This is a genomic window from Planococcus sp. PAMC 21323 (assembly GCF_000785555.1).
GTDB lineage: Bacteria > Bacillota > Bacilli > Bacillales_A > Planococcaceae > Planococcus.
The window spans coordinates 2,554,394-2,577,261 of sequence record NZ_CP009129.1; the positions used below are offsets into that span (position 1 = coordinate 2,554,394).

General features: G+C 38.9%; 19 protein-coding genes. 5 read left to right on the forward strand and 14 right to left on the reverse strand.

The annotated features are described in order from the left end of the window. Nucleotides 1–15: 15 nt before the first annotated feature. The 3 genes from PLANO_RS12605 to PLANO_RS12615 all read right to left on the reverse strand — a co-directional run bounded on the left by PLANO_RS12605 (nucleotide 16) and on the right by PLANO_RS12615 (nucleotide 3,540). Nucleotides 16–1,470, reverse strand: a complete 1,455-nt coding sequence (locus PLANO_RS12605; protein ID WP_038704792.1) for a phospholipase D family protein — start codon at nucleotides 1,468–1,470, stop codon at nucleotides 16–18. A gap of 96 nt (nucleotides 1,471–1,566) precedes the next feature. Next, the gene (locus PLANO_RS12610) at nucleotides 1,567–2,103 is read right to left on the reverse strand and encodes an RNA polymerase sigma factor (RefSeq protein WP_038704793.1); all 537 of its coding nucleotides are present in this window, start codon (nucleotides 2,101–2,103) and stop codon (nucleotides 1,567–1,569) included. Between the two features lie 189 nt (nucleotides 2,104–2,292). Then, nucleotides 2,293–3,540, reverse strand: a complete 1,248-nt coding sequence (locus PLANO_RS12615; protein ID WP_038704794.1) for a CNNM domain-containing protein — start codon at nucleotides 3,538–3,540, stop codon at nucleotides 2,293–2,295. Between the two features lie 149 nt (nucleotides 3,541–3,689). On the opposite strand from PLANO_RS12615, the gene PLANO_RS12620 reads away from it, so the two are divergent. The 4 genes from PLANO_RS12620 to PLANO_RS12635 all read left to right on the forward strand — a co-directional run bounded on the left by PLANO_RS12620 (nucleotide 3,690) and on the right by PLANO_RS12635 (nucleotide 7,818). Beyond that, the gene (locus PLANO_RS12620) at nucleotides 3,690–5,066 is read left to right on the forward strand and encodes a dipeptidase (RefSeq protein ID WP_038704795.1); all 1,377 of its coding nucleotides are present in this window, start codon (nucleotides 3,690–3,692) and stop codon (nucleotides 5,064–5,066) included. Between the two features lie 74 nt (nucleotides 5,067–5,140). Further along, nucleotides 5,141–5,701: a glycerol-3-phosphate acyltransferase gene (locus PLANO_RS12625; RefSeq protein WP_038704796.1), complete on the forward strand. Its 561-nt coding sequence runs from the start codon at nucleotides 5,141–5,143 to the stop codon at nucleotides 5,699–5,701. Nucleotides 5,702–5,807: 106 nt separating this feature from the next. After that, nucleotides 5,808–6,665 (forward strand): DegV family protein, encoded by an 858-nt coding sequence (locus tag PLANO_RS12630; protein WP_038704797.1) that lies wholly within the window; start codon nucleotides 5,808–5,810, stop codon nucleotides 6,663–6,665. A gap of 133 nt (nucleotides 6,666–6,798) precedes the next feature. After that, the gene (locus tag PLANO_RS12635) at nucleotides 6,799–7,818 is read left to right on the forward strand and encodes a DUF2804 domain-containing protein (protein ID WP_038704798.1); all 1,020 of its coding nucleotides are present in this window, start codon (nucleotides 6,799–6,801) and stop codon (nucleotides 7,816–7,818) included. Nucleotides 7,819–7,854: 36 nt separating this feature from the next. Here PLANO_RS12635 and PLANO_RS12640 read toward each other — a convergent pair whose 3' ends face one another. From PLANO_RS12640 to PLANO_RS12675, 8 genes are all read right to left on the reverse strand, one after another. Then, nucleotides 7,855–8,568, reverse strand: a complete 714-nt coding sequence (locus tag PLANO_RS12640; RefSeq protein ID WP_038704799.1) for a glycerophosphodiester phosphodiesterase — start codon at nucleotides 8,566–8,568, stop codon at nucleotides 7,855–7,857. Between the two features lie 10 nt (nucleotides 8,569–8,578). Beyond that, nucleotides 8,579–9,433: a tryptophan 2,3-dioxygenase gene (gene kynA, locus PLANO_RS12645; RefSeq protein WP_038704800.1), complete on the reverse strand. Its 855-nt coding sequence runs from the start codon at nucleotides 9,431–9,433 to the stop codon at nucleotides 8,579–8,581. Nucleotides 9,434–9,527: 94 nt separating this feature from the next. After that, entirely contained in the window at nucleotides 9,528–10,376 is an 849-nt protein-coding gene (locus tag PLANO_RS12650; RefSeq protein WP_038704801.1) for a GNAT family N-acetyltransferase, read from the reverse strand. A gap of 155 nt (nucleotides 10,377–10,531) precedes the next feature. Further along, nucleotides 10,532–12,355 carry an ABC transporter ATP-binding protein gene (locus PLANO_RS12655; RefSeq protein WP_156108909.1) on the reverse strand — a complete coding sequence of 608 codons (1,824 nt, stop codon included), beginning with the start codon at nucleotides 12,353–12,355 and terminating at the stop codon, nucleotides 10,532–10,534. Next, on the reverse strand, nucleotides 12,348–14,075 hold the full coding sequence (locus PLANO_RS12660) for an ABC transporter ATP-binding protein (protein ID WP_038704803.1): 1,728 nt from the start codon (nucleotides 14,073–14,075) through the stop codon (nucleotides 12,348–12,350). Before PLANO_RS12660 ends, PLANO_RS12655 begins: the two co-directional genes overlap by 8 nt. Nucleotides 14,076–14,218: 143 nt before the next feature. Beyond that, complete coding sequence (locus PLANO_RS12665) at nucleotides 14,219–15,151, reverse strand: DMT family transporter (protein ID WP_038704804.1); 933 nt, start codon at nucleotides 15,149–15,151, stop codon at nucleotides 14,219–14,221. A gap of 52 nt (nucleotides 15,152–15,203) precedes the next feature. Then, complete coding sequence (locus PLANO_RS12670) at nucleotides 15,204–16,262, reverse strand: copper resistance D family protein (RefSeq protein WP_231554725.1); 1,059 nt, start codon at nucleotides 16,260–16,262, stop codon at nucleotides 15,204–15,206. Beyond that, on the reverse strand, nucleotides 16,262–16,792 hold the full coding sequence (locus PLANO_RS12675) for a copper resistance CopC family protein (protein WP_038704806.1): 531 nt from the start codon (nucleotides 16,790–16,792) through the stop codon (nucleotides 16,262–16,264). Before PLANO_RS12675 ends, PLANO_RS12670 begins: the two co-directional genes overlap by 1 nt. A gap of 164 nt (nucleotides 16,793–16,956) precedes the next feature. Here PLANO_RS12675 and PLANO_RS12680 point away from each other — a divergent pair, with 164 nt between their 5' ends. Continuing rightward, nucleotides 16,957–18,963, forward strand: a complete 2,007-nt coding sequence (locus PLANO_RS12680; protein ID WP_038704807.1) for a sensor domain-containing protein — start codon at nucleotides 16,957–16,959, stop codon at nucleotides 18,961–18,963. A 307-nt stretch (nucleotides 18,964–19,270) separates the two neighbouring features. Here the strand turns inward: PLANO_RS12680 and PLANO_RS12685 are convergent, their stop codons facing one another. The 3 genes from PLANO_RS12685 to PLANO_RS12695 all read right to left on the reverse strand — a co-directional run bounded on the left by PLANO_RS12685 (nucleotide 19,271) and on the right by PLANO_RS12695 (nucleotide 22,840). Continuing rightward, nucleotides 19,271–19,738: a threonine/serine exporter family protein gene (locus PLANO_RS12685; RefSeq protein WP_038704808.1), complete on the reverse strand. Its 468-nt coding sequence runs from the start codon at nucleotides 19,736–19,738 to the stop codon at nucleotides 19,271–19,273. 12 nt (nucleotides 19,739–19,750) lie between these two features. Continuing rightward, entirely contained in the window at nucleotides 19,751–20,506 is a 756-nt protein-coding gene (locus PLANO_RS12690; protein ID WP_038704809.1) for a threonine/serine exporter family protein, read from the reverse strand. A gap of 180 nt (nucleotides 20,507–20,686) precedes the next feature. Further along, nucleotides 20,687–22,840, reverse strand: a complete 2,154-nt coding sequence (locus PLANO_RS12695; protein WP_038704810.1) for a beta-propeller domain-containing protein — start codon at nucleotides 22,838–22,840, stop codon at nucleotides 20,687–20,689. Nucleotides 22,841–22,868: the final 28 nt, after the last annotated feature.

Here is a 22,868-nt window from a genome sequence, read left to right on the forward strand (position 1 = left end):
AGCCTTTTTTCTTTATTAGTATGTCGTCAGTTTGAATAACTTTTGGAAACCATATATTCCACGTTGCCAGAATGTTAGGTTATCTTGATACTCTTCGACATCTAATGTGTAAAGAGCATCTTCATTATTCCACAGTCGATCAAAATAAGTTGTCATCTCTTCCGTCAATTCACTGTCATTTGGAGCTAAAATGCGAATCGTACTTTCCATATTGTAATCATTAAATGCCCGTTCTGTATAATTAGTCGATCCACCCATAACCATCGTTTCATCTGCTGTTTGGATCATGATTGATTTGGTGTGGAACTGTCCCACAATCGCGTTGTACCAGCGTACCTGAATACGATCTTCTGACTCTGCTAACATTTCGTGGACGACTGGTCGATTTGGTAATCCAGTTTTCTCAGTACCAAAAGCATTTTCGTTGGCATCTAATATTAAGCGTACTTCCACTCCACGATTGGCAGCATCCGTCAAAGCACGAACAACGCTGCTTTCTGAAATATAGAACATTGCCAGATGGATTGAATCGCCTTCCGTTGTTTTTTCGATATCCGACAGCAAAGCATCCAATACTTTTCGCTCAGTCAAATATTGTACTTGGTAGTCTCCTTGTTGTTCTTTAGCTTCTATTCTTGGGAAATCAGGTCCTCCTGAATAGCGAGATACCGCTTCTTCTGCCTCGAGAATATCATTGATCACCGGACCGCTAACTTTAAATGCCATATTGCCATGTAAACCGCTGGCATTATGAGGATTTGCAGAACTGATAATGGCTTCTTTTTCAGTAATGACTGCTTTTCGGTGATTGGCTTTAATGTTCATCATTTTTAAATAAGAAGATAAGGTTAAATCAGGTGCATCACTCGACATGCCATTTGGTACCCATCCGTTTCCTCCGGCATCAAACCATTGGAAAATGACACGGTACAACCCAGAATAAAGAGGCGTGGAATCGCGCAATTTATCCAAATCAGTAATGATTACCTCGACACCTGCTTGTTCTAGTGTATCTAAAAATTGACTTTCATAAGAACCATAACCAATATTGATTGGGTCCGTAATAAAGTATATTGGCATATCCGGATTTTTTTCTTTTTTGTCGAGCAAATGATTTGTCAACGTTTCTGCAACTGCAGGAAAATCTGTTTTCAAATCATTGTAATTATCGAACAGAAAAAGATCGATAACGATAAACTCTTCTGCTTGGTCGATCATGTTATAAATTTCATTGAATATCCGTAGTTCACTCTCTGTTTCCGTGCCTTCTTTGTCTTGTGCATAAGACAAATCGTAAAGCATCTCTACTTTTTCTACATTATGAAGATCACCCTGACTTGAAACGCCTTCAGGCAATGGTTTAACTGTTTGCCAAACGATAACTAAAATATAAAGGAATGCTAGAATCCCAATAACTCCCATAATAACCCGCTTTTTCTTACTCCAATTTTGAAATTTTTTCTTTTTCATGATCCTGCCCCCTTCAGTCCATTATAACCAGTAAGAGCACAAAACCGTCATGAAAATTTCCACAAAAAAAAAAAAACCGAAAAATCGGTTGTTTTTTTACATTGCTACTACATATTCACGCGTTCGGTCATCGTCCATTAACATATCTTTTAATCGTTGTTTTCCACGGAACAAACGTGATTTTACTGTACCAATCGATACTTTCATAACATCTGCAATTTCAATCAACGAATATTGATGAACATAAAAGTATAAAATAGTCGTGCGGTAAATTGTATCAAGCTCTGCAATTTTATGGCGAATCATAACGGACACGTCTTGAGTTTCTAGTATTTCAGATACACCTGCTGAATCTGAAGGAATCAAGTCAAGCAACGAAACATCCAAACCTTCTGGCTGCTGAATCATGTGCTTGCTACGTCTTACATTTTTGCGGTAACGATCACGGAACGTATTCATACAGATTGTTGTTAACCACGCTTTCACATGATCTACTTCGGCAATTGAAGATTCATAACGTACCACTTTTAACCAAACTTCTTGCATCAAATCTTCAGCTTCCGCTTTATTGCGTGTTAGTTTCAAACATAAATGGTAGATATAACGATTATATTCTGTATATAAAGTCTCCATGATCGTGCCCCCGTCTGTTATATTATCGAGCGAAGCTAATTTTGCTTCCGCTTTCTCTTATAACTCTATATTGCCGGAGTTGTACCTTTCACTCTATCGCTTCTACTTTCATTCTCCTTACAATTGTGTAATAAAGGGAACTTTTTATTATTTACCAAAAAAAGATACCTGTCCGGAGACAGGTATGTTTTAAGCCAACACTTCTTCTACTTCTTCTTTTTTGGTAATGGTCAAACGGACGATGCGGTTACGGTCCATTTCGTTGATTTCCACGTGTAGGTTTTCGTATGTGAACTCTTCGCCTTCGTCTGGCACATGTCCCAATTGCTGCATAACAAAGCCGGCGATCGTATCGTGGTCATTTGGTACTTCTACTTTGAACATGTCGTTTACATCTTCAATTTCTAGTCGCCCATGACAAGACAATACTTCGTCTGTCATTTCAAAAACTAGTTCGTCATCTTCCTCGTCTGTTTCATCTTCGATATCTTGACCAATCATTTCTTCAATAATGTCTTCATGCGTCACAATACCGAGTGTGCCGCCGTACTCGTCAAGAATAACAGCCATATGTTTTTTCTTCGCCATCATCATTTTAAAGACTTTTTCAACACTAACAGATTGCACAACGAATAATGGATTGTCGTCCATCAATTCTTCTAACGTTAAGTTCGGGTTCATCGACCATTCAATTAGTTTCTTCGAATAAAACAATCCAACAACGTTGTCCATGCTTTCTTCATAAACAGGATAACGTGTATATGAAGAATCCAAAATCAAATCACGAACTTCTTCATATGTTGAGTCGAGAGCAATCCCTACCGTATCGGTACGGTGAGTAGACATAACGTCTGATACGTCTTTGTGAGGGAAATCTAGTACACCTTTAATTCGTTCAGATTCGTCTTCTTCAAACGTACCTTCCGTAGATGCAATATCAACCATCGTACGCAATTCCTCTTTCGTCATCGTTGCTTCTTTCACAGTACCTTTTGAAATGATACGAATAAACACATTCGTAAATTGCGCTAGTAACCAAGTAAGCGGCCTTAAAATAACCACCATAAAACTGATGACTGGGAAAACAATATAAGCTACTTTGTCAGCAAATGTCGCTGAAATTGTTTTCGGCAAAACTTCACCAAAAATTATCAAAACCACAGTTAAAATAGCAGTGGCAACGCCAACTTCCCACCCTCTCGAAATGGCGATCATTGTTACTAATGTTGGCAACATGATGTTGGCAATATTATTACCGATTAAAATGGTTGTAATCATTCGGTCCGGCTTCGCAATTAACTTCTGCAGTTTCTGCGCCTTGGCATCACCCTGCTCTGCGCGAAGATGGACCTTCATCCTATTTACTGCAGTTAATGCCGTTTCGCTTCCCGATAAGAAAAACGACATGACTAAAAATATCCCTAATGCTATAAACAATTTTATTTCCTCCAGTGTCATAAACACATAATTTTACGAACTCTTTCCGTAGTAAACACTATACCATAGCCAATTTCCTCTTGTCGAAAACCAAAACCTGGTATGTTATAATTTTTTCAGACATAAATATAATGAATCGAGGGATCTTGATGAATGCTCAAGCAATAGACCAATATTTTAAAAATAACCGTGAAACACATTTAGAAGAATTAAAAGCATTTTTACGTATTCCTTCTGTCAGTTCTTTATCCGAGCATAAAGAAGATATGCAAAAAGGAGCAGAATGGCTAGTGGCTGCTTTAGAAAATGCAGGGCTGGAAAACGCGAAAATCGATGAAACTGATGGACACCCGGTTGTTTATGCAGACTGGCTACATGCAGAAGGCAAACCAACAGTACTGGTATACGGCCATTATGACGTGCAACCCGTAGATCCTCTTCACCTTTGGGAAACCGCTCCGTTCGAACCACAAGTTCGCGGCAATAAACTGTATGCGCGCGGCGCGAGTGATGATAAAGGACAAGTGTATATGCACGTTAAGGCGATTGAAGCACTCCTACAGCTCAATGGTGAATTGCCAGTTAACGTTAAATTTATCATTGAAGGTGAAGAAGAGATTGGCAGTCCGAACCTGCCAAAATACGTTGAAGAAAACCAGGAATTATTGAAAGCCGATGTTATCGTCATTTCCGATACCGGTATGCAAGGACCTGGTCGCCCTGCAGTATGCTACGGATTACGTGGTCTTGCTGGTATTCAAATTGATGTTAAAGGACCGAAAGGCGATTTACATTCCGGACTATATGGCGGCGCCGTTCAAAATCCATTGCATGCAATTGTTGAGATTTTACAATCGTTCCGTAATCAAGAAGGATTGATTCAAGTAGAAGGATTTTATGATGATGTACTTGAAGTAGCTGATAAAGAACGTGAGGAATTTGCAGCGCTTGAGTTTGACTTAGAGCACGAGAAAAAAGAAATTGGAATTTCTGAAGACTTTGGTGAAAAGGGCTATTCATTTGTCGAGCGTACTTGGATTCGTCCAACACTTGAAATTAACGGCATTACTGGCGGGTTCTCAGGAGAAGGCATTAAAACGGTTTTACCTGCAGAAGCTAGCACAAAAATCACTTGCCGTTTAGTGCCAAACCAAGACCCTGACGACATCGTTGCGAAATTAAAAGCACATGTTGAATCCCATAAACCAGTAGGCGTATCTGTTGAAATTACTGAGTTTGATAAAGGGAAACCGTTCTTAACGCCTTTTGATCATCCTGCTATTCAAGCAGCTGGCCGCTCTTACGAAAAAGTATATGGCGTACCGACTGCATTTACACGAATGGGCGGATCGATTCCGATCGTTGCTGCGTTCGATGAAATTTTGGGTTTACCTGTAGTATTGATGGGCTTTGGACTCGCATCTGAAAATTTCCATGCACCAAACGAGCATTTCCATCTTGAGAATTTCGACAAAGGCCTCCGCGTTATCAGCGACTACCTTTTCGAAGTAGCCGAGTTAAATTAACTTTCCCTATAAAGGCCTTCCCATTATGTAGGGAAGGCCTTCAATTTTTTCTATAGTAAAACTGGAGGTACTTTATGATTGTTTACTGGTTAGTATCCTATTTTATCGGCAATTTACTAACAGCTTGGTGGATCGGTAAATGGAAAGGCGTCGATTTACGCCAACAACGTAGTGGGAACCTTGGTGCTAGAAATGCGGGTGTCACTCTCGGAAAGACCGCCTTTTTTTTAACATTTCTCGGTGATGCTGGTAAAGGAGCATTAGTTGTTTGGATTGGTTTCTTTTTCGACTTCTCCATTTGGGCAATCGCTGTGGCTGGCTTAGCCGTTATTGTTGGGCATCTGTTTCCATTTTGGCTCAAATACCGTGGGGGTAAAGGAATTGCAACTTTTATCGGTGTCAGCTTTTGTTTAACACCTGATTTGTTTTTAGTAATGTTTATCTTGTTTTTCGCCTTTTATCCTTGGTTAAAAAGTGCGACGCTATCCATGCTAGCAAGTTTTGCAGGATTTATTATAATGGCTTTTTTCCTTCAAGTTTGGATTGTGGTCTGGCCATTAGTAATGGCAATTATTATTATTGTCATTAAACATAAATACGATATTCAAGAATCCTTTAAAAGCCGGTTTCGTTGAGTTTTAAATAGGTATAAAACCTTTATATAGCTCACACTACCGTTAGAATATTATCCATGGTATAGTTTTTGTATTCTAATTATTCTAAAAAGATAGGGGTTTTTTTATGAAGAAACCGATTGCTTGGATCATTGATACAACAGGATTCGTTACAGAAGAATTTAAAGCTCATCCGGATGTTTACGTCGTTCCCTTAAATATTCACCTCGGTACGGAAGAATTTATTGATGATGGAATAGATTTAACGAACGAAGACCTTTACAAACGCATTAAAGCATCAACTAGTTTCCCAAAAACCTCCCAGCCCTCTGCTGGCAAGTTTGCAGAGTTGTATGATCGATTGAAAGAAGAATATGAATGTGCCATTGCTGTTCATGCTTCTGCAAAACTTAGCGGTACTATCGCTTCTTCTACAGCGGGTGCTGAAATGAGCGACTTTAAAGTTTATACAATCGATTCGCTAGCTTTGTCTTATGGCTTATCCGGCTTGATTGAGCGTGGTCTGAAACTTCAAGAGCAGGAACATTCAGCCGAAGAAATCGCACTGAAACTTGCAAAAGAAACAGAAAACTTCAGGAACTATATTTTGATTGGCAATTTAACGCAACTTTACAAAGGTGGACGCATGAGCGGTGCTCAATATTATTTGGGCAGCTTGCTTCAGATCAAACCAATTGTCCAACTTACTCGTGAAGGCGAGCTACAGCCTATCGACAAAGTTCGTTCCCATAAAAAAGCTATTCAGTATTTGATTAACCATGCGAAAAAGGATCATGCGGACTTTGGCGTGCGTCGCTTTCAGATTATGCATGGCAATGTACTGAAAGAAGCTGAGAACCTGAAACAGCTAGTATTAAAAGAAATTCCTGATGCAGATATATTAATCGGTGATTTAAGTTCTTCACTTGCCGTTCACGCAGGAGAAGGCACTATCGCATTTCTTTGGAGAAAAGAAACTTTCTAACACATATCAGAGACTAATTGCATATCGCTTGTTTTATTTTTCAGACTTTTGTCATGAATACAATGGTCCCAACGGATATTCTCGTTTTGTTCTGATACAATAAGAGGAGATGAATAACCGTGAGGTGGATTTAATGCAACATGTAGAACGAGAGATTACTGAATTCGTAAAACTTTGTGATGCAAAAGGCCAATTAAATCCCAATGCTATTGGATATGCAAAGCAGCCATTGGTAGAAAGCAATTTACGTGGAAATTTTTTGCGTAAAAAAAAGTGGAACTATTGGTGTGTATTCGGAGATGAGATCTTATTTTCGGCAACTATTTCCCACTTGGACTATGCGACCGTCTGTTTTGTGTATTTCTTAAATTATGAAACACAACGTTTTTATGAGAAAACCGTTGTGCTGCCATATACCCGACATGTGAAACTATCCGATAATGTATTAGATCCTTGTTACTTCCGAAGTGATGCTATGACGATTGAATCTGTATATAGCCAAGATGCCACACATTTAACCGTTAGCGTAAAAGAATTTGATGGAGAAGATTTAGAAGCAATACTGGTTATTTCCCATCCTAAAAATTACGAATCCTTAAATGTCGTTGTTCCTTGGAATCGCCAAACCTTTCAATTTACTGGGAAACATACATCTCTTCCAGTCAGCGGCATGGTAAAGATAGGAAACCAGCGTTTCGAATTTGAGAAACTCGATAGTTTTGCAGTACTAGATTATGGGCGAGGCGTTTTGCCACGAGAATCTCATTGGAATTGGGCAATGGCTTCGCAACGTTCACTTGGAAAAGTTATTGGTCTGAATTTAGGTGGAAAGTGGACAGATGGTACCGGAATGACAGAAAACGCTTTTTTTGTTAACGGCAAAATGACAAAAATACATGAAGATGTTTTGTTTCATTATGACCGCGAAAATTATAAGAAACCGTGGCTGATTCACAGTAAGTTTTCCGATGATGTGCGGCTAACTTTTTCTCCGTTTTTTGAACGTACAACCAAAACCGATGCACGTCTTGTCAAATCGGAAGTCCATCAATTGTTTGGTTATTATAATGGTTATGTTCGCTATTCAGATGGAAAAAAATTAAAGATTACACAGCTTCTTGGTTCTATTGATGAATATTATGCGAAATGGTAAAACAAAAAGACGCGTCGGATTCTCGACGCGTCTTTTTTATTCGAAATGTGCCAACATTTTTTCTGGATAATCCGTAAAAATACCATGGACACCAATTCTTTGGAGTTCTTCTGCATAACTTATATCATTAACTGTATAAACATAAACAATTGCGCCTTTTCGTAAAGCGTCAGTCGTCATCTTTCTAAAAGCTGAAGGCAAAGATACATGGATTCGTTTTGTTCCGATTACTCGTGCATAATCATAAACATCTACTAATACTTCAAAGGTTAAAATGGCACTTTCTACTTGTTTTCCTTGTACAACAGATTGAATGTCTTCATGATTAAAAGAGGATAATAGAATACGATTTCTAAACCCGCGCTTTGCGGCCAAATCAATTACTTTATCAGCCAAGCCATCGTACGGAAAAACATCTGATTTTATTTCGATGTTTAGACGATGGTTTGTGTCTTCAAAGATATCGAATACTTCATCTAGCGTAGGAATTTTTTCCCCGCTCCATTCTTCTGAATACCAAGAACCGCAATCTAATTGCTTTAACTCTTTTAATGTTAATTCTTTTACATAGCCTTTGCCATTGGTTGTACGATTGACTTTTTCATCATGAATAATGACGATTTCACCATCTTTTGTTAGGTGAACGTCAATTTCTACGCCTGTAATTGGCAATTCAGCCGCTGCACGAAAGGCTGCTAACGTATTTTCGGGATATGAGCCCGAGCAACCTCTATGAGCAAAAATTTTCACAAAAACCCTCCTAAATATCGGTTCTTATTTCCCATAGTTCCGGGAAGAAGTATTGATCTAGTACTTTCTTCAAATAATTAACTCCTGATGAACCGCCTGTTCCTTGTTTGAATCCGATAATGCGCTCGACTGTTTTCATGTGACGGAAACGCCATTGCTGAAGCCAGTCTTCAATATCCACTAGTTTTTCTGCAAGTTGATAAAGCTCCCAGTGCGTATCTACATCGCGGTACACAATTTTCCAAGCTTCACGGACACTTTCGTTGGATTCATAAACCATGCTCACGTCTCGCTCTAAAACTTCTTTATCTATGACAAAGCCACTTCTCGCCAGCTTTTGAATCGCGGCATCATAGAGTCCTGGTGCATTAAATGCTTTTTCTAATTCGGCATGAAGCGGTGCATCTTTTTCGTAAATTTTCAACACGTGTTTCGTTTTGTAGCCAAGAGCAAACTCAATCATTCGGTATTGATAAGATTGGAATCCACTAGCATTACCTAGATCATCGCGGAATTCCATATACTCTGCAGGTGTTAATGTCGACAAGACATCCCAACCTTGAATGATTTGTGATTGTATGCGAGATACTCTTGCTAGCTGCTTGAATGCTGGCTGAAGGTCGTCTTTTCCGATATGATCAATAGCTGATTGCAGCTCATGTAAAATCAATTTCATCCATAATTCCGATACTTGATGAATAATGATGAATAAGGTTTCATCATGATGTCCACTCACACCTTCTTGTGCAGTTAATAGTTTATCAAGATGAAGATAATCACCATAAGTCATGCTTTCTTTAAAATCCGTTCGGATGTTTTTTTCGGATGCTGCAGCAATATTTTGGCCATTTTCGTAGTTGTTCATCCCTATCACTCCGTTTCATCTCGGCTTTAGCTCAGCTAGTTTTACTGTTCACCTATTCTATAAATAGTGCTAGTTCGTAAATACTCGTATTGGTTTATAAGTCCGTTTTTGACTTCCAATAAGAAACGGTTTGCATACGGTCAAATCCAGACTTCTCGTACACGTGTAATGCTTGGTTAGTTGTTTCAACATCAAGATGGACTGCGTTCAATTCTCGCTTATACGCCAACTCACGGCACCATTTCAATAGTTGTTTGCCATATCCTTTGCCCTGATGGTCCGGGTGAACTGCAAATGCTGTAACCCATAAAACCTGCTCTTCAGTCACGAGCGTTGCAGTTCCAAGCACTTGTTGATCTTTTTGAAGCAGCCAGATTTCTCTTTCTGAGTCCACCATATTATGTTCTAAAATCGGTAAAATCGTGTCATCAAATGCAGCTATTAATAGCTTAGTTACCTCTTCCGCTTGTCCTGTTAAAGGCGCGATTATTAAATCATCCGGTAGTTTACTTTCTGGTAATGGCTCTGCGGAAAGAAGAATTTCATGAAAATCAAGTTCATATGCTAAACTCTCCATGAATCCAGCGATTTCTATATCCTCTACAAACGCTACTAATTCACTTTCGGCCTGACGTTGCGCTAAGCCGTGCGAAATGCCATCTGATAAAGCAGTACCCAGTGACAATCTTCTGTACTCTGGGTGGACGTATAGTGACCATTCGTAATGGTGTAATCCCACCATATCTGCTGCTGTTGCTACACCGATTAACTCCTCTTGTTCCGTATATGCAAGTACTGCAAACCCTCTTGCATCTGCAGCTTTCCATAAAGTCGGATGAAGTACTGACCACGATTCAGCTGGCAAATTTTCTAGTAATTTCGTCATATCGTTAGCTGTTTGCTCATCTACTGGAAATGAACTAATTGATAATGATAAATCCAATTTAACACCTCCTATTAACTTGATTTGGTTTGTTCACGATTTTAGCTGTTTATTAAAATCATTCGGTATTTTTATCCTATCACACCGCAGGAAAGAGTGGCGTTATGAAAATAAAGAAAAAGGTCTGCTCCGTATAAACGGGAGCAGACCTAACCTTATAATTTTGCTTCTGATAGCATGTTAGCATATATGCCTTTTGCATCTAGTAATTGTTGCTGCGTACCTGACTCTACTAATTTTCCCATCTCCATGACGAGTACTAAATCCGCCTTACGGATGGTATTCAGTCGGTGTGCGATAACGAAACTTGTACGTCCTGCCATAAGACGCTCTAATGCTTCTTGAATTTTTAGCTCTGTAACCGTATCGATGCTACTTGTGGCTTCGTCTAGCAATAAAATAACAGGATCTGCAATCAATGCGCGTGCAATAGACAGCAATTGCTTTTGACCTTGACTAATCATCGAACCGTCGCCTGTTAAAATCGTATCGTAACCATTTGGTAGCTTTTCGATAAATTCGTGTGCGTTAGCACCTTTGGCAGCTTCTATTACTTCTTCATCTGTTGCGTCAAGTTTGCCGTAACGAATATTTTCACTAACTGTCGCTTCGAACAAAAATGGATCTTGCAGCACAAAAGCAATTTGTTTCCGTAATGTTTCACGCGGCATGGAAGCAATCGGTAAACCATCCAAGCGAATCTCCCCTTTATTAGCATCGTAGAAACGCGCTAATAGTTGCATGATGGTTGTTTTGCCAGCTCCCGTTGCTCCAACCAAAGCCGTTGTTTGACCAATGCCGACGGTAAAACTAACATCGTTAATGGTCCAGTCTTCTTCTGCTCCTTCGTACTTAAAAGAAACCTGATCGAAAACTACTTCACCTTTTAGTTTTTTATCAACATTCAACACTAAATCATCTTTTTCTTCTGTTTCGTCCATAATAGCAAAAACACGTTCTGCCCCAGCAATCGCTGATAACACCGTATTAAACTGGTTTGCCAAATCATTTAATGGCCGTGTAAATTGCCGTGAATACTCAGTAAAAATAACGATAACTCCAATAGAAACCGAACCATTTAAAGCGAGAATCCCACCGACACCCGCAACAACCGCAAAACTGCCGTTATTCAAAAAGTTCATGACTTTTGGAATAAATCCAGCATAAGTCCATGCCCAAAATCCAGCTTGACGGAGGTTTTCACTTTTTTCCCGAAACTCTTCCATGACACGCGGTTCTTGTGAAAAAGCTTTGACAATCTTTTGGCCAGAAATGGTTTCTTCAATCATGCCATTTAATTCACCAATAGCCTTTTGTTGTTCTTTATACAGCCTGCTCGTACGTTTAGTAATCCATTGAATGGATACATACATAAGCGGAATAATAATTAATGTTAATAGCGTCAATAATGGACTAAGGGTCAACATGACGATCGCTGTACCCGTTAAGGTTAATATGCTTGAAAATACCTGAATAAATGATGTGTTCAAAGTAGATGAAACGTTTTCAATATCGTTGGTCATTCGACTCATCAATTCTCCGTGCTGTCGCTTATCAAAAAACGTCACAGGCAATCGTTGAAGATGTGAAAAAAGTCTTGTCCGTAAGCGATAAATCACTTGTTGAGCAATCCCAACCATCCAGAAATTTTGTAAATACAAAGATACAGAATGGCCAATATAAACCAAAATCAGCCAAAGTACGACCATACCCATTCCGCTAAAACTTTGAGGAACAATATATTCATCAATAATAAAACCGATTAAATACGGTCCAAGCAACGCCATCGCTGAGCTGACAAACACAAGCGCCAATACAACAATTAATAAAAAGCGCTGCTCATCGACTAACTTCCATATTTTCAAAAGGGTCGATTTCCAGTTTTTTGCACGTTCATCTTTTTTATCCTTCTTTTTGGTTAAATCTTCTTTTGTCAAAATGGGTTCATAACCAAATGGTCGACGGATGGCATCAAACATATTCATCCACCTCCTCTTCTTGTTGAGACATTGCAATTTGACGATACAGTTCCGAATGATACATTAAATGTTCATGCGTCCCGTAAGCAGAAATCTGCCCTTCTTCTAACAATAAAATCCGGTCTGCTCTCATCGCTGTTCGAATTTTTTGTGTAACTACGAGCATTGTCGCATGTTCTTGTTCAAGCTCTTCCCATAACGCGCCTTCGGTTTTAACATCTAATGCGCTCGTACTATCATCTAAAACTAAAATCGATGGATTGCGAACTAAAGCTCGTGCAATTGACAGCCGTTGTTTTTGCCCTCCCGATAAATTCACGCCTTTTTGACCAACGCGAGTGGAATAACCTTTCGGGAAGCGTTCAACGGTTTCATGGATTTGTGCTTTAATCGCAGCATCCGCTAATTCATCTTGTACAACTTCGTCTTTCCCCCAAGCAAGGTTATTGGAAATTGTTCCTGTAAAAAGTAACGATTGTTGCGGGACAATGCCAATGGTTTTACGTAGTTCACGCATCGACCATTCGGTAACATCACGACCATGCAATGAAACAACGCCTTCTGTTGCATCGTAAAAACGCGGTAGCAACTGCAGTAACGTAGACTTTCCTGATCCTGTAGCTCCCATAATTGCTAGTTTTTCATTAGGTTGTAATTCAAAAGAAATATTCTTTAATACAGCCTTGTTTGTTCCAGGGTACATGAATGATACGTTGTCGAAACGGACTTCTCCTGGGCGTATAGCTTCTTTTTCTCCAACATCTTCTTGTTCATGTCCGTCTTCTGCAAGCAGCACTTCTTCTAGTCGCTCAGAAGATGCTTTTGCTCGTGCAAAAATCATAATAATAAACGAAAACATCGAAAAAGCACCGGTCATGCGCATTGCGTAGTTGACAATCGCCACTAATTCACCAATTTGTGCTCCGCCCGCTCGAATTTCAAAAGCACCAAACCATAAAACAGCGAGTAACGACACGTTCATTCCAAATAACAAAATCGGTAAAATAATTTCCATGATTCGGAATGCTTTTACGGTATCTATTTTTAAATCTCCCGCAACTTCAGAAAAACGGTTTGCTTCGTATTTCCCACGCAAATACGCTTTGATCAAACGTACAGCTTGAAGGTTTTCTTGAACAATTCGATTGACCCGATCAAGTCGTTTTTGAACAAATCCAAAATACGACACGCCTTTTTTTACCATAATATAAAGAAATGCAAGCAAAAACGGAAAGACAATCACTAAATATAATGCCAATTTAGGATTAACTACAAAAGCCATAATCATACTTCCGACAACAAGAAGTGGTGCGCGCAACATAATTCGCAAGCCCATATACAATACTTGTTGAACCAATGTCACATCACTCGTTAGTCTTGTAATAAGCCCAGATGCTGGGAATTTATTAAACATTGCTAATGAAAATGATTGGATCTTCCCATACACAGCTTGCCGTAAGTCAAAAGAAAAACTTTGAGAAGCATGCGCTGCAAAATACGAATTGATGATTCCTGAAGCAAAAGCAATCACTGAAAGAGCCATCAATACAATTCCTAATTGAATGATGATATCTTGGTCTCTTGCGACAATTCCTTTGTCAATAATGCTTGCAATGACTAACGGTTGCATTAATTCCACTGCTAATTCTAGTAACATTAATATAAGTGCAATGACAATATAAAATTTATATGGTTTTGCATATGAAAAAACTGTTTTCACGAGCGTTCCCCCTAAACGTTTCGAAACCCGAACCTTTATACTAAATAGTATGCCACAATTTTCAGATATCGAATAGCAATCTATTCCATTAAAGAAAAGCGATACTCAAATTGAGCACCGCTTTTCTTTAAATTACTATTCTTTTAATTTATTACTTGCGGTAATTTGTTTTTGTTTTTCTTCTTTTTGGGATTTCCAGCAAGAGATAACCATGCGACAAATACCAACATCGCAAGTGCGCCTCCTAATTGAACTGGGGATAAAATTTGACCAAACCAAATCATGGATATGACCATCGCTGTCAATGGTTCAAAAGAAGACAAGATACTAGTTTCAACGGGTGTAATATAACGCATACTGCTAAGAAATAACACAAATGCGGCGGTCCCAAAAATAATAATCCCTATGATTGATCCACTTACTGCTGGTTCTGCCAAAATTGCAAATTCATTAATCAACGTAGTTGGGTTAATCAACCCTATAAATATTCCGCCAAAAAGCATGGACCAAGCTACGATAAGCAGCACGCCCCACTCTTGCATAAGGCGAGCGGGATAAAGCGTATAGAAAGTAAACGCTAGTCCCACTAGAACTCCCCAAAACAAAGCTTCTTCGCTAATAATCAATTGATCAGGTTTTCCATTCGTCAACAGCAAAAATAAGCCGGCTAACGTCCCTAATATCCCGACAACTTGATAGAGAGGCGGTAGTTTCTTATGCGTTATGGATACAAAAACTATGATGTATAGCGGAGCCAAAAACTGCATTAATGTTGCTACAACAGCATTACTTGCTTCGATTGCTGCCACAAAGCTATACTGAACACCCAACATGCCAAATAACGAAAAAATTAGCAAGGGGCGAATCCAGTACTTATTACGAAAAATAGCCGTAATACGAACGCCTTTCATCTTTAAAAACAAAAGTAGTAAAGTTCCTGCTACTGTTAAACGAAAGGTTATGATAAATGGCACTGAAATAGTGTAATTATTCATTACCCATTCCATTAAAGGTCCTGTGGCTCCCCACAAAATAGCCCCAATCAATATCATAGAAACTCCTTTTAATCGTTCCATTCACATACTCCTCCCTATAGAAAAACCAATCTAAATAGATTGGTTTAGTTTTTTAAAATGATAGATTCATCATCAATCCTATATAAAAACAACCAATAAAGCCAATACTGAAAAGAAGAGCCAACCAAGCATTTGCTTTTTTGAAAAAAACCACCAGCATGACGCTTAAACATAAAAAACTGAGCGCTATTAGCAAAGACCCATTTAACGTTAAATCCAGTTTAGCCCCAATAGGTATGTAGAAAGGTCCTGATAACTTTTCAATAAACCAACCACTGCCTTCAATCCGCAAAGTATCATTAACATCGTGAGGTGGAGCTTGTTTGCTCATAATAGCCGTAAACACAAAAACAAAAAGTAAGAGCAAACTTTCAACTTTTAACCACACTTGTTGAAATTCTTTTTGTTTGTTAAGAAACCCGTTGATCATTGCCGCTAAAAGAACCGGAATAATACTGATATGTTTCAATAACAGCAATTGACCATAAGGCAATGCCCATGAATCCACATAATCTGCAGGCGCTACGAAAAAAAACATAATAACAATTCCACTTGCAAATACGCCCGCAACACAGATTACCGCAAGGGGCGTGAACCATTGTAGAAAAGGACGCCAATTAGCTCCGTTTTTTGCAAACCATGCGACATGAAGCAAAACACCTGTCCAAATCGACACGAGAAGAATATGACTCGAATGAAGAGCAAAACCAACCCATAAATCTATTGTCGAAACATGACTATAAAATCCGACAGTTAAAATAAGCAACAAAATATAAAGTGCTTGTATAGAGCGATTTCCGTTCAAGTAAATTGCAATAGCTAAGATAATGCTAAGCAATAAGGTAATTATCCACCCTTGCCCAATACGAAACTCCGTTATGGCAATTTGATACGCTTCGAGTGGGCTTACACTACTTTGTAAAAACATAGCCAATTCATAAACAGGAACAAAAGATAATAAAGGAATGCTAGCTGTACTAATTAATAATAAAACTTTTGAGCTAGCCAAAAGTGGTTTTTTGTTTTCCGGTATAAACTGCAATAAAACAAAGCCTACTAAATACGAAAAAGCAATATATAGAAGTACATCTGCAAATGCTGTAAAGAACATCATTTCTTCTTCAACAATAGTTTATAAACACCATAAACTGCTAAAACAGCAGCCAATACCAATAAGAATGTCACTGGTACATTGCTGTTTTTTTCCGTTTCAAGTTTTGAAGATTTCTTCTCAGATGTGACTGATATTTCATTCGTATCTGAAACTGCTTCTGTTGTTTCGCTCTCTCCACTTTCGATTGCCATACCGAATGCAATTTCGCCTTCAATCGGATGTCCATCTTCACCAATAATATTCCACAAAATACGATATGATCCATTTGGCAATGTTCCATTAAACTTACCAATCATTAAATCATTTTTAATCGTTATCTCGTCAAATTCGAAAGAATTATTTTCACCTTCGATACTCATCGTACTGCCCTCTTCGATTTTAGTACCAAAAACCAATTCTACCTCTGATAATGCTTCTGACATATTTTCGCCTTCAATAGGTGTCGAAGACAGCAAAGTTGTGTGGGCTTGAACGGAAAAAGGGAAAAGAAACATTAATATAATAACTAATAAAAATTTCTTGTTCATATATTTACCTCAAATTTCATATGATTTATGCCTATTCTCTCACGATTAGTAAGGAAAGGATAGAAAAATCCTAAAAATTTGAGTAGAGATTATTTTGAAAAGGGTGACGATAGACCTTTTCTTCTCTATAATGAAAGTAAACTACGGTTAAGGAGCGTCAATGCATGAGCGAAATAAAAGAAAAACTAACTGACACCCTTGTTTTCAACCATATTCCCTTCCCAATCCTTATTATCGATAAAAACGGCTTGGTTACATGGTGCAATCAGCGCGCTGAGCATGTTTTCCAAATAGAAGCAGAAGCGGTTATAGGTCAGCTTTCTCCTTACATGAATCCTGAAAAAGCTGCATTAAACAAACATCCTTGGGAGAAGTTATTGCACACCGAAGAAGCAGTAAGATTTGAAAATATTGAAATAGAACTAGGCGATGGCGTTACAACTTATACGACAGTAGTCGCTAAACCCTATACATTTGATGGTCAACAATATGTTATGACTATTTACGAAATGAATGAGGCAGATAAAGATGGTTCTTCTTCTATCGAGTTAAACCATTTACGAAATGGCCTAGACGACTCTTTCATGATGCTTTATTGTGATCATGAATTCTTGATTACGTACGCCAACCCTTTATTTTTAAAGTCGAGTAAATGGACACCAAAACGAATTTTAGGTAAGCCTGTTTGGCATATGTTCGGCGACAGTGATGAGGACGTTCAATTTGTCGATTCGATTTTGTCGACTTTACGACAAGGGGATGTTTGGAATGGTGAAGCAAAAAAAGTGAAAAAAGACGGGGAAGTCTACTGGGTTGAATTAACAGCTATTCCTATGCAGCTATCAAGTGAAGACATCTATTATATTTTCCTAGAAAAAGACATCACTGCTAATAAGCTAGCTCAAAAACACCTTGAAGAAATTGCATTTATCGATCCGATCACTGGACTGGAAAACCGCCATCGATTGGAACAAATAGTGAATGAGTACATAGAAGAAGGACGTCATTTTTCCTTTGTTTTTATGGACATTGATCGTTTCTATACGTTACGTGATATCTCAGATACAGATGTTGAAAATGAGTTACTTATTGAATTTACAAAGCGTCTTCGCATGTATTTTTCCGATTCCATTATTACGCGTGCCGGTTTACATGAATTCGCTTTAGTAACTCCTTTAAGCAATTGGTTTATCGAAGGATTCCTTCACTATTTGCAACAACATCCTATCTACCTACAAGGGACAGCTGTACCTATGACTGTTAGTGGTGCTATCACTAAATACCCTGAAGACCAGCAGAGCTTTATGCATTTAATTAAAGCTTCTTATGCGACGATCAAAAAGGTAAAAGAGCGTGGTGGTAGCGAAATTTCTGCATTGACACCTAATGATCATGAGCGATTAAGTCGTAAAGCAGCTATCGAAAAACATTTAATCTATGCACTAGATCGTAAAAATTTACAACTCTTATACCAACCAATAGTCAATTTGACGAACGGTAAAGTTGAGCGTGTAGAAGCATTTGTGCGTTGGACCGACTCAGAAATCGGCGTCGTGACTCCCGATGAACTTATTCCAATTGCAGAAGAAAACGGGTTGATCAATAAAATCGGTAGCTTTGTTGTCGAAACGGCTTGTCGTCAGTTAAAAGATTGGAAAGCCAAAAACATTGAACTTCAAATTAGTATTAACTCATCTATCCATGAATTTAGAGATAAAGACATGTCGAAGATGTTGCTTGAAAACTTGAAGCTAAATGATTGTCACCCAAGTTCATTAATGATTGAAATCACGGAAAAATTTGCGCTAGAAGCTGAAGCCGAACGTTCAATCATGACACAGATGAAGAACCTTCACCAAGAAGGTATTACTTTTGCTTTAGATGATTTTGGAACTGGATATGCTTCGTTCCGCTACATGCTGTTATTACCGATTTCTTCGATAAAAATAGATCAAATGATCATTCAATCCATCACTAAGCAAGAAAGAATACAAAAACTAATAAACGGTATGATTCAGTTTGGTAAATCCCTCGATTTCCAAGTAACTGCTGAAGGTGTCGAAACGAATGAACAATTCGAACTTTTACGCGCCATGGGATGCGACAGCTTACAAGGATATATCATCGGTCACCCGATGACAGCTGCAGACCTAGAAAAATGGCTAGGGTAACAAGAAAAGCGCAAGCTGCCGTGTAGATTCGACAGGCATAAGACGCTCCAGCGAAGTGGCGTGTTTTCAGCCACACAGCTGGAGTGGCTTATGACCCGAGAATCTGGCAGCTGGAGCTAGACATCAAGAAAAGCGTAAGCTGCCGTATAGTCCCGACAAGCGCTGGAAGCCTTGCCGATAATGGCGCTCTTCAGCCATTGGCGGAAAGGCTGAAGCGACTCGAGGGGCTGGCAGCTGGAGCTAGACATCAAGAAAAGCACAAGCTGCTATCAACTAAACCAATAAAAATGGGACTGACAAACAAGATTTACTCTTGTGTCAGGCCCATTTTTTTCTGTATTCTTCTTGCTTGTCGCTTAAAAAATAGCTGCATCAACACTTCAGCAAAAACCAATCCCATAGCAACAGCTCCAGAAATCATCATGGCTTCAGAAGCAAAAGCGATGGCTTCTAAATAATTATTTTCTACAATGTTACGCATAGCATTATACGCTTTACTTCCGGGTACCAAAGGAATGATTCCGGCGATACTAAAAATGATCATCGGCATTCGAAACTTTTTAGCTAACAAATGAGCCACGATGGAAACCACAAAAGCGCCTGCAAAAGAAGCCTGAACCGAGTCATCGAAAGTCAGAAAGAATATGCGATAAATAAGCCAGCCACTCATACCAACTAATCCACAACTGATTAATGTTTGGCGTGGGGTATTAAAGATGACGCCAAATGCGCCTGCAGCCAAAAAGCTGAGAAATGCTTCTAATGGCCAATTCATCGAATCTCCTCCTTAAAATGATAAAACAACCGCAATACCTGCTCCAATTGCGAAAGCCGTTAAAAATGCCTCAGCGCCTTTAGACAATCCTGACATGAAATGACCAGCCATTAAATCACGAACCGCATTGGTAATTAGCAATCCTGGAACAAGGGGCATAATAGACCCAATAATTAAGGTATCCAAATCTGACGCAAATCCAATGTAAACAGTGATAGACGCCAAAATTCCGATAACAAAAGAACCGATAAACTCTGCAAATATCTTTACTCGCGTTTCTATCAAGATGGTTTCTACGATAATAAATCCAGTTCCCCCAAAGAGAAAGGCAAATGGAAGGTCTGCCCACTTACCACCTAATAATATAAAGAAACAGCCACTTGCTACAGCAGCAGCCAAAATTTGTAACGATATATGAAACCGATAATTGGTTTGATCGATCACTAGCATTTCGTCATATGCCTGTTGTAAGGTATATTCTCCCGCAACTAATTTCCGTGAAACCGAATTAATCAAGGCTACCCTCTCAAGGTCTGTACTCCGATTATTAATTCGAACAAATCGCGTTGCCAGTTCTTCGCTTGGAGAAAACATGATACCCGACGGCGTCACGAAACAATGAGAGTTCACCATATTTTGTGAGACAGCCATTCGAATCATTGTATCTTCAACACGATACGTTTCTGCGCCACTTTCCATCATAATTCTGCCGGCTAACAGAAAACAATCCAAGGCAAGTTCACGTCTCGTCTCTCCTATTTGCGCCACGTGTTCCTCTCCTCTCACAGTCAATATCTTTACTTATCATAACGCAATTAAACAAAAAACTAAATGTATCGGCAACTAGAAGAATTTCACAAGAGCTTCTTTATTCAGAGAAAAAGACTATAGACCTCCCGACTATGTCGAGTTTGTCTATAGTCTAGAGCGAAAAACAGCGTGCTCTTCTTATTTTTCGAATACCAAATCACCTAATGGCTTAAAGCTTTCTAATTCGTAGCTCTTAATTTCACCGTTTGCTACTGTGTACAACTCGTCATCAATATAAAGAAGACGTTGAACAAAGGTATTCCAATCTCCATATTGATTATTAGTTTGTTCGATTAAACTTGCCGCTTTAGAGATACCATCCGGAGTAATGGTGTAGACTAACGCACCCTCGCCCTCATATTTTATATATTCCTCTTCAGCTTCATCATATAAACTTACCGGGAATCCAAAAAGGTTTTTTTCTTGATGCGTAAACAATGCTTTGTGATCGTATTGCAATGCAGAATAGGTCCCAGGCCCGCCGATAATCTCGGTATCTTTCTCTAATGGATTTTCAAAATCACTAACGTCAAACAACGAAATCTTCATACCACCTGTAACAACACGAGGTTCACCATTTTTTACAGGTACTAATTTCGTATCATAACCAAATCCAATTAAATGATGATCATCCAATGGATGCAAGTAATTTGAGAAACCTGGTATTTTCAACTCTCCAAGTACTTTTGGAGAAGATGGAACTGAAACATCAATTACGAACAGTGGATCTGTTTCTTTAAAAGTCACCATATACGCTTTATCTTTAATAAAGCGTGCCGAATAAATGCGCTCGCCTGGTGCCAAATCTTCTACCGACCCAACTTGATTCATTTGCTTATCTAGAACAAATAAATGATTTTTTGATGGGGAAGTTAAGTCCCATGTGATTCCTTCTGTCGTAACCGCCCGGAAGTGACCATCGTATTCATCCATTGAAAATTGGTTAAGCAATGCTCCTTTTATTTCTGCAGATGCCATAAACTCTACCGTTGTGTCTGTTATTCCAAATTTGAATACTTTAGTATTGGCTTGTTGTGGGAACCAAATATCCATTCTTTGACCATCACGCATTTCTTCGTCATTTAATGGTACATAAGCAGGAGCTGTTAAATATAAATGATCTTTATTCATATAAAGTTGTTCACTTCCGCCTAAAAATCCATCTGTTGAAATGGCACTAGTTTCAGGGGCCGTCAAATCCATCGCTGTAATGACGCTATAACTGCCTTCCATTGACCCTGGAAGAATTGCAATGCTGTCATAAGGTACTGGCTGAAGCTCTCCACCTTGTTTCGAATCGTACTGATGAGGACGAAGTTCCGGCTCATCTTGTTCTTCTAACATCCAATAGTCTGGATAAACGTTTGTTACAAAATAAAGGATATTGTTCGTTAATCTAGCCCCGTTCAAATACCCTTCAGTACCAAAATCTCGAATCAGTTCTGGATTTTGCGGATTGCTAACATCATATAAATAAACAGAAGTGACACCAATCTGTGGCGTCCAGCTATGTGGCATACGAGCATTCACGTTTGGAAAAGCTGAATAACGGCTGCCCATGACGACCAATGTGTCTCCTGTTAAGAAAAGTTGCTCTGGATACATGTTTTCTGTAAATGGTAATACCGCTGCGATCGACATTTCCTGTGGATTTCGCACATCTGAAATGACGACTCGCGATTCGCTAATAGAATAAATGTACGAACCATCTGTTTTTACTAAATCCGCTTCATCTACTCCTTCTACTTGTGTGTTGGTAGTGGAATAATCATTTTCTGCAACAGCACCGTCACTCTTATTAGACGCAGAGTCTTCAGTTCCCGATGTTTCTTCCATACCTCCACCATACCATTGATTATCTTGATCTCTTTCCATCAATCGACCAAAATAATCTCGTAATTGTTCATCTCCGGAAAGCTTCTCTAATTGTTCCTGCACACTAAATGAAATTTCTGTATCTATTAAACTTTTGATAAAGCTATTCTTCAATGCTGCTCTTTTAACATGCAAACGATATTCACCCGTAGAGATGCCTACTACTTCTAGCGTCTTGCCATTATCTTGGATATACATCTCGACTTCTAAACGTTCGTCTTGTGCATCCGTAATGTACACGTCACCATTCTCTACAGCTTCTTGCTGAAGAGATGAAGAGAAATTAGCTTTCCATCCCTGCTCTGTTAAAGCGATTGGAGAAGCACTTACTGATACTTTGTTATTGAGCACAACAAATACTAAACCAATTACTGTAACAGCCACGATAGCAATAATCCAAAACTTTTTCTTCTTCACGACGCTCACGCCCTTTCAGACATCCCTT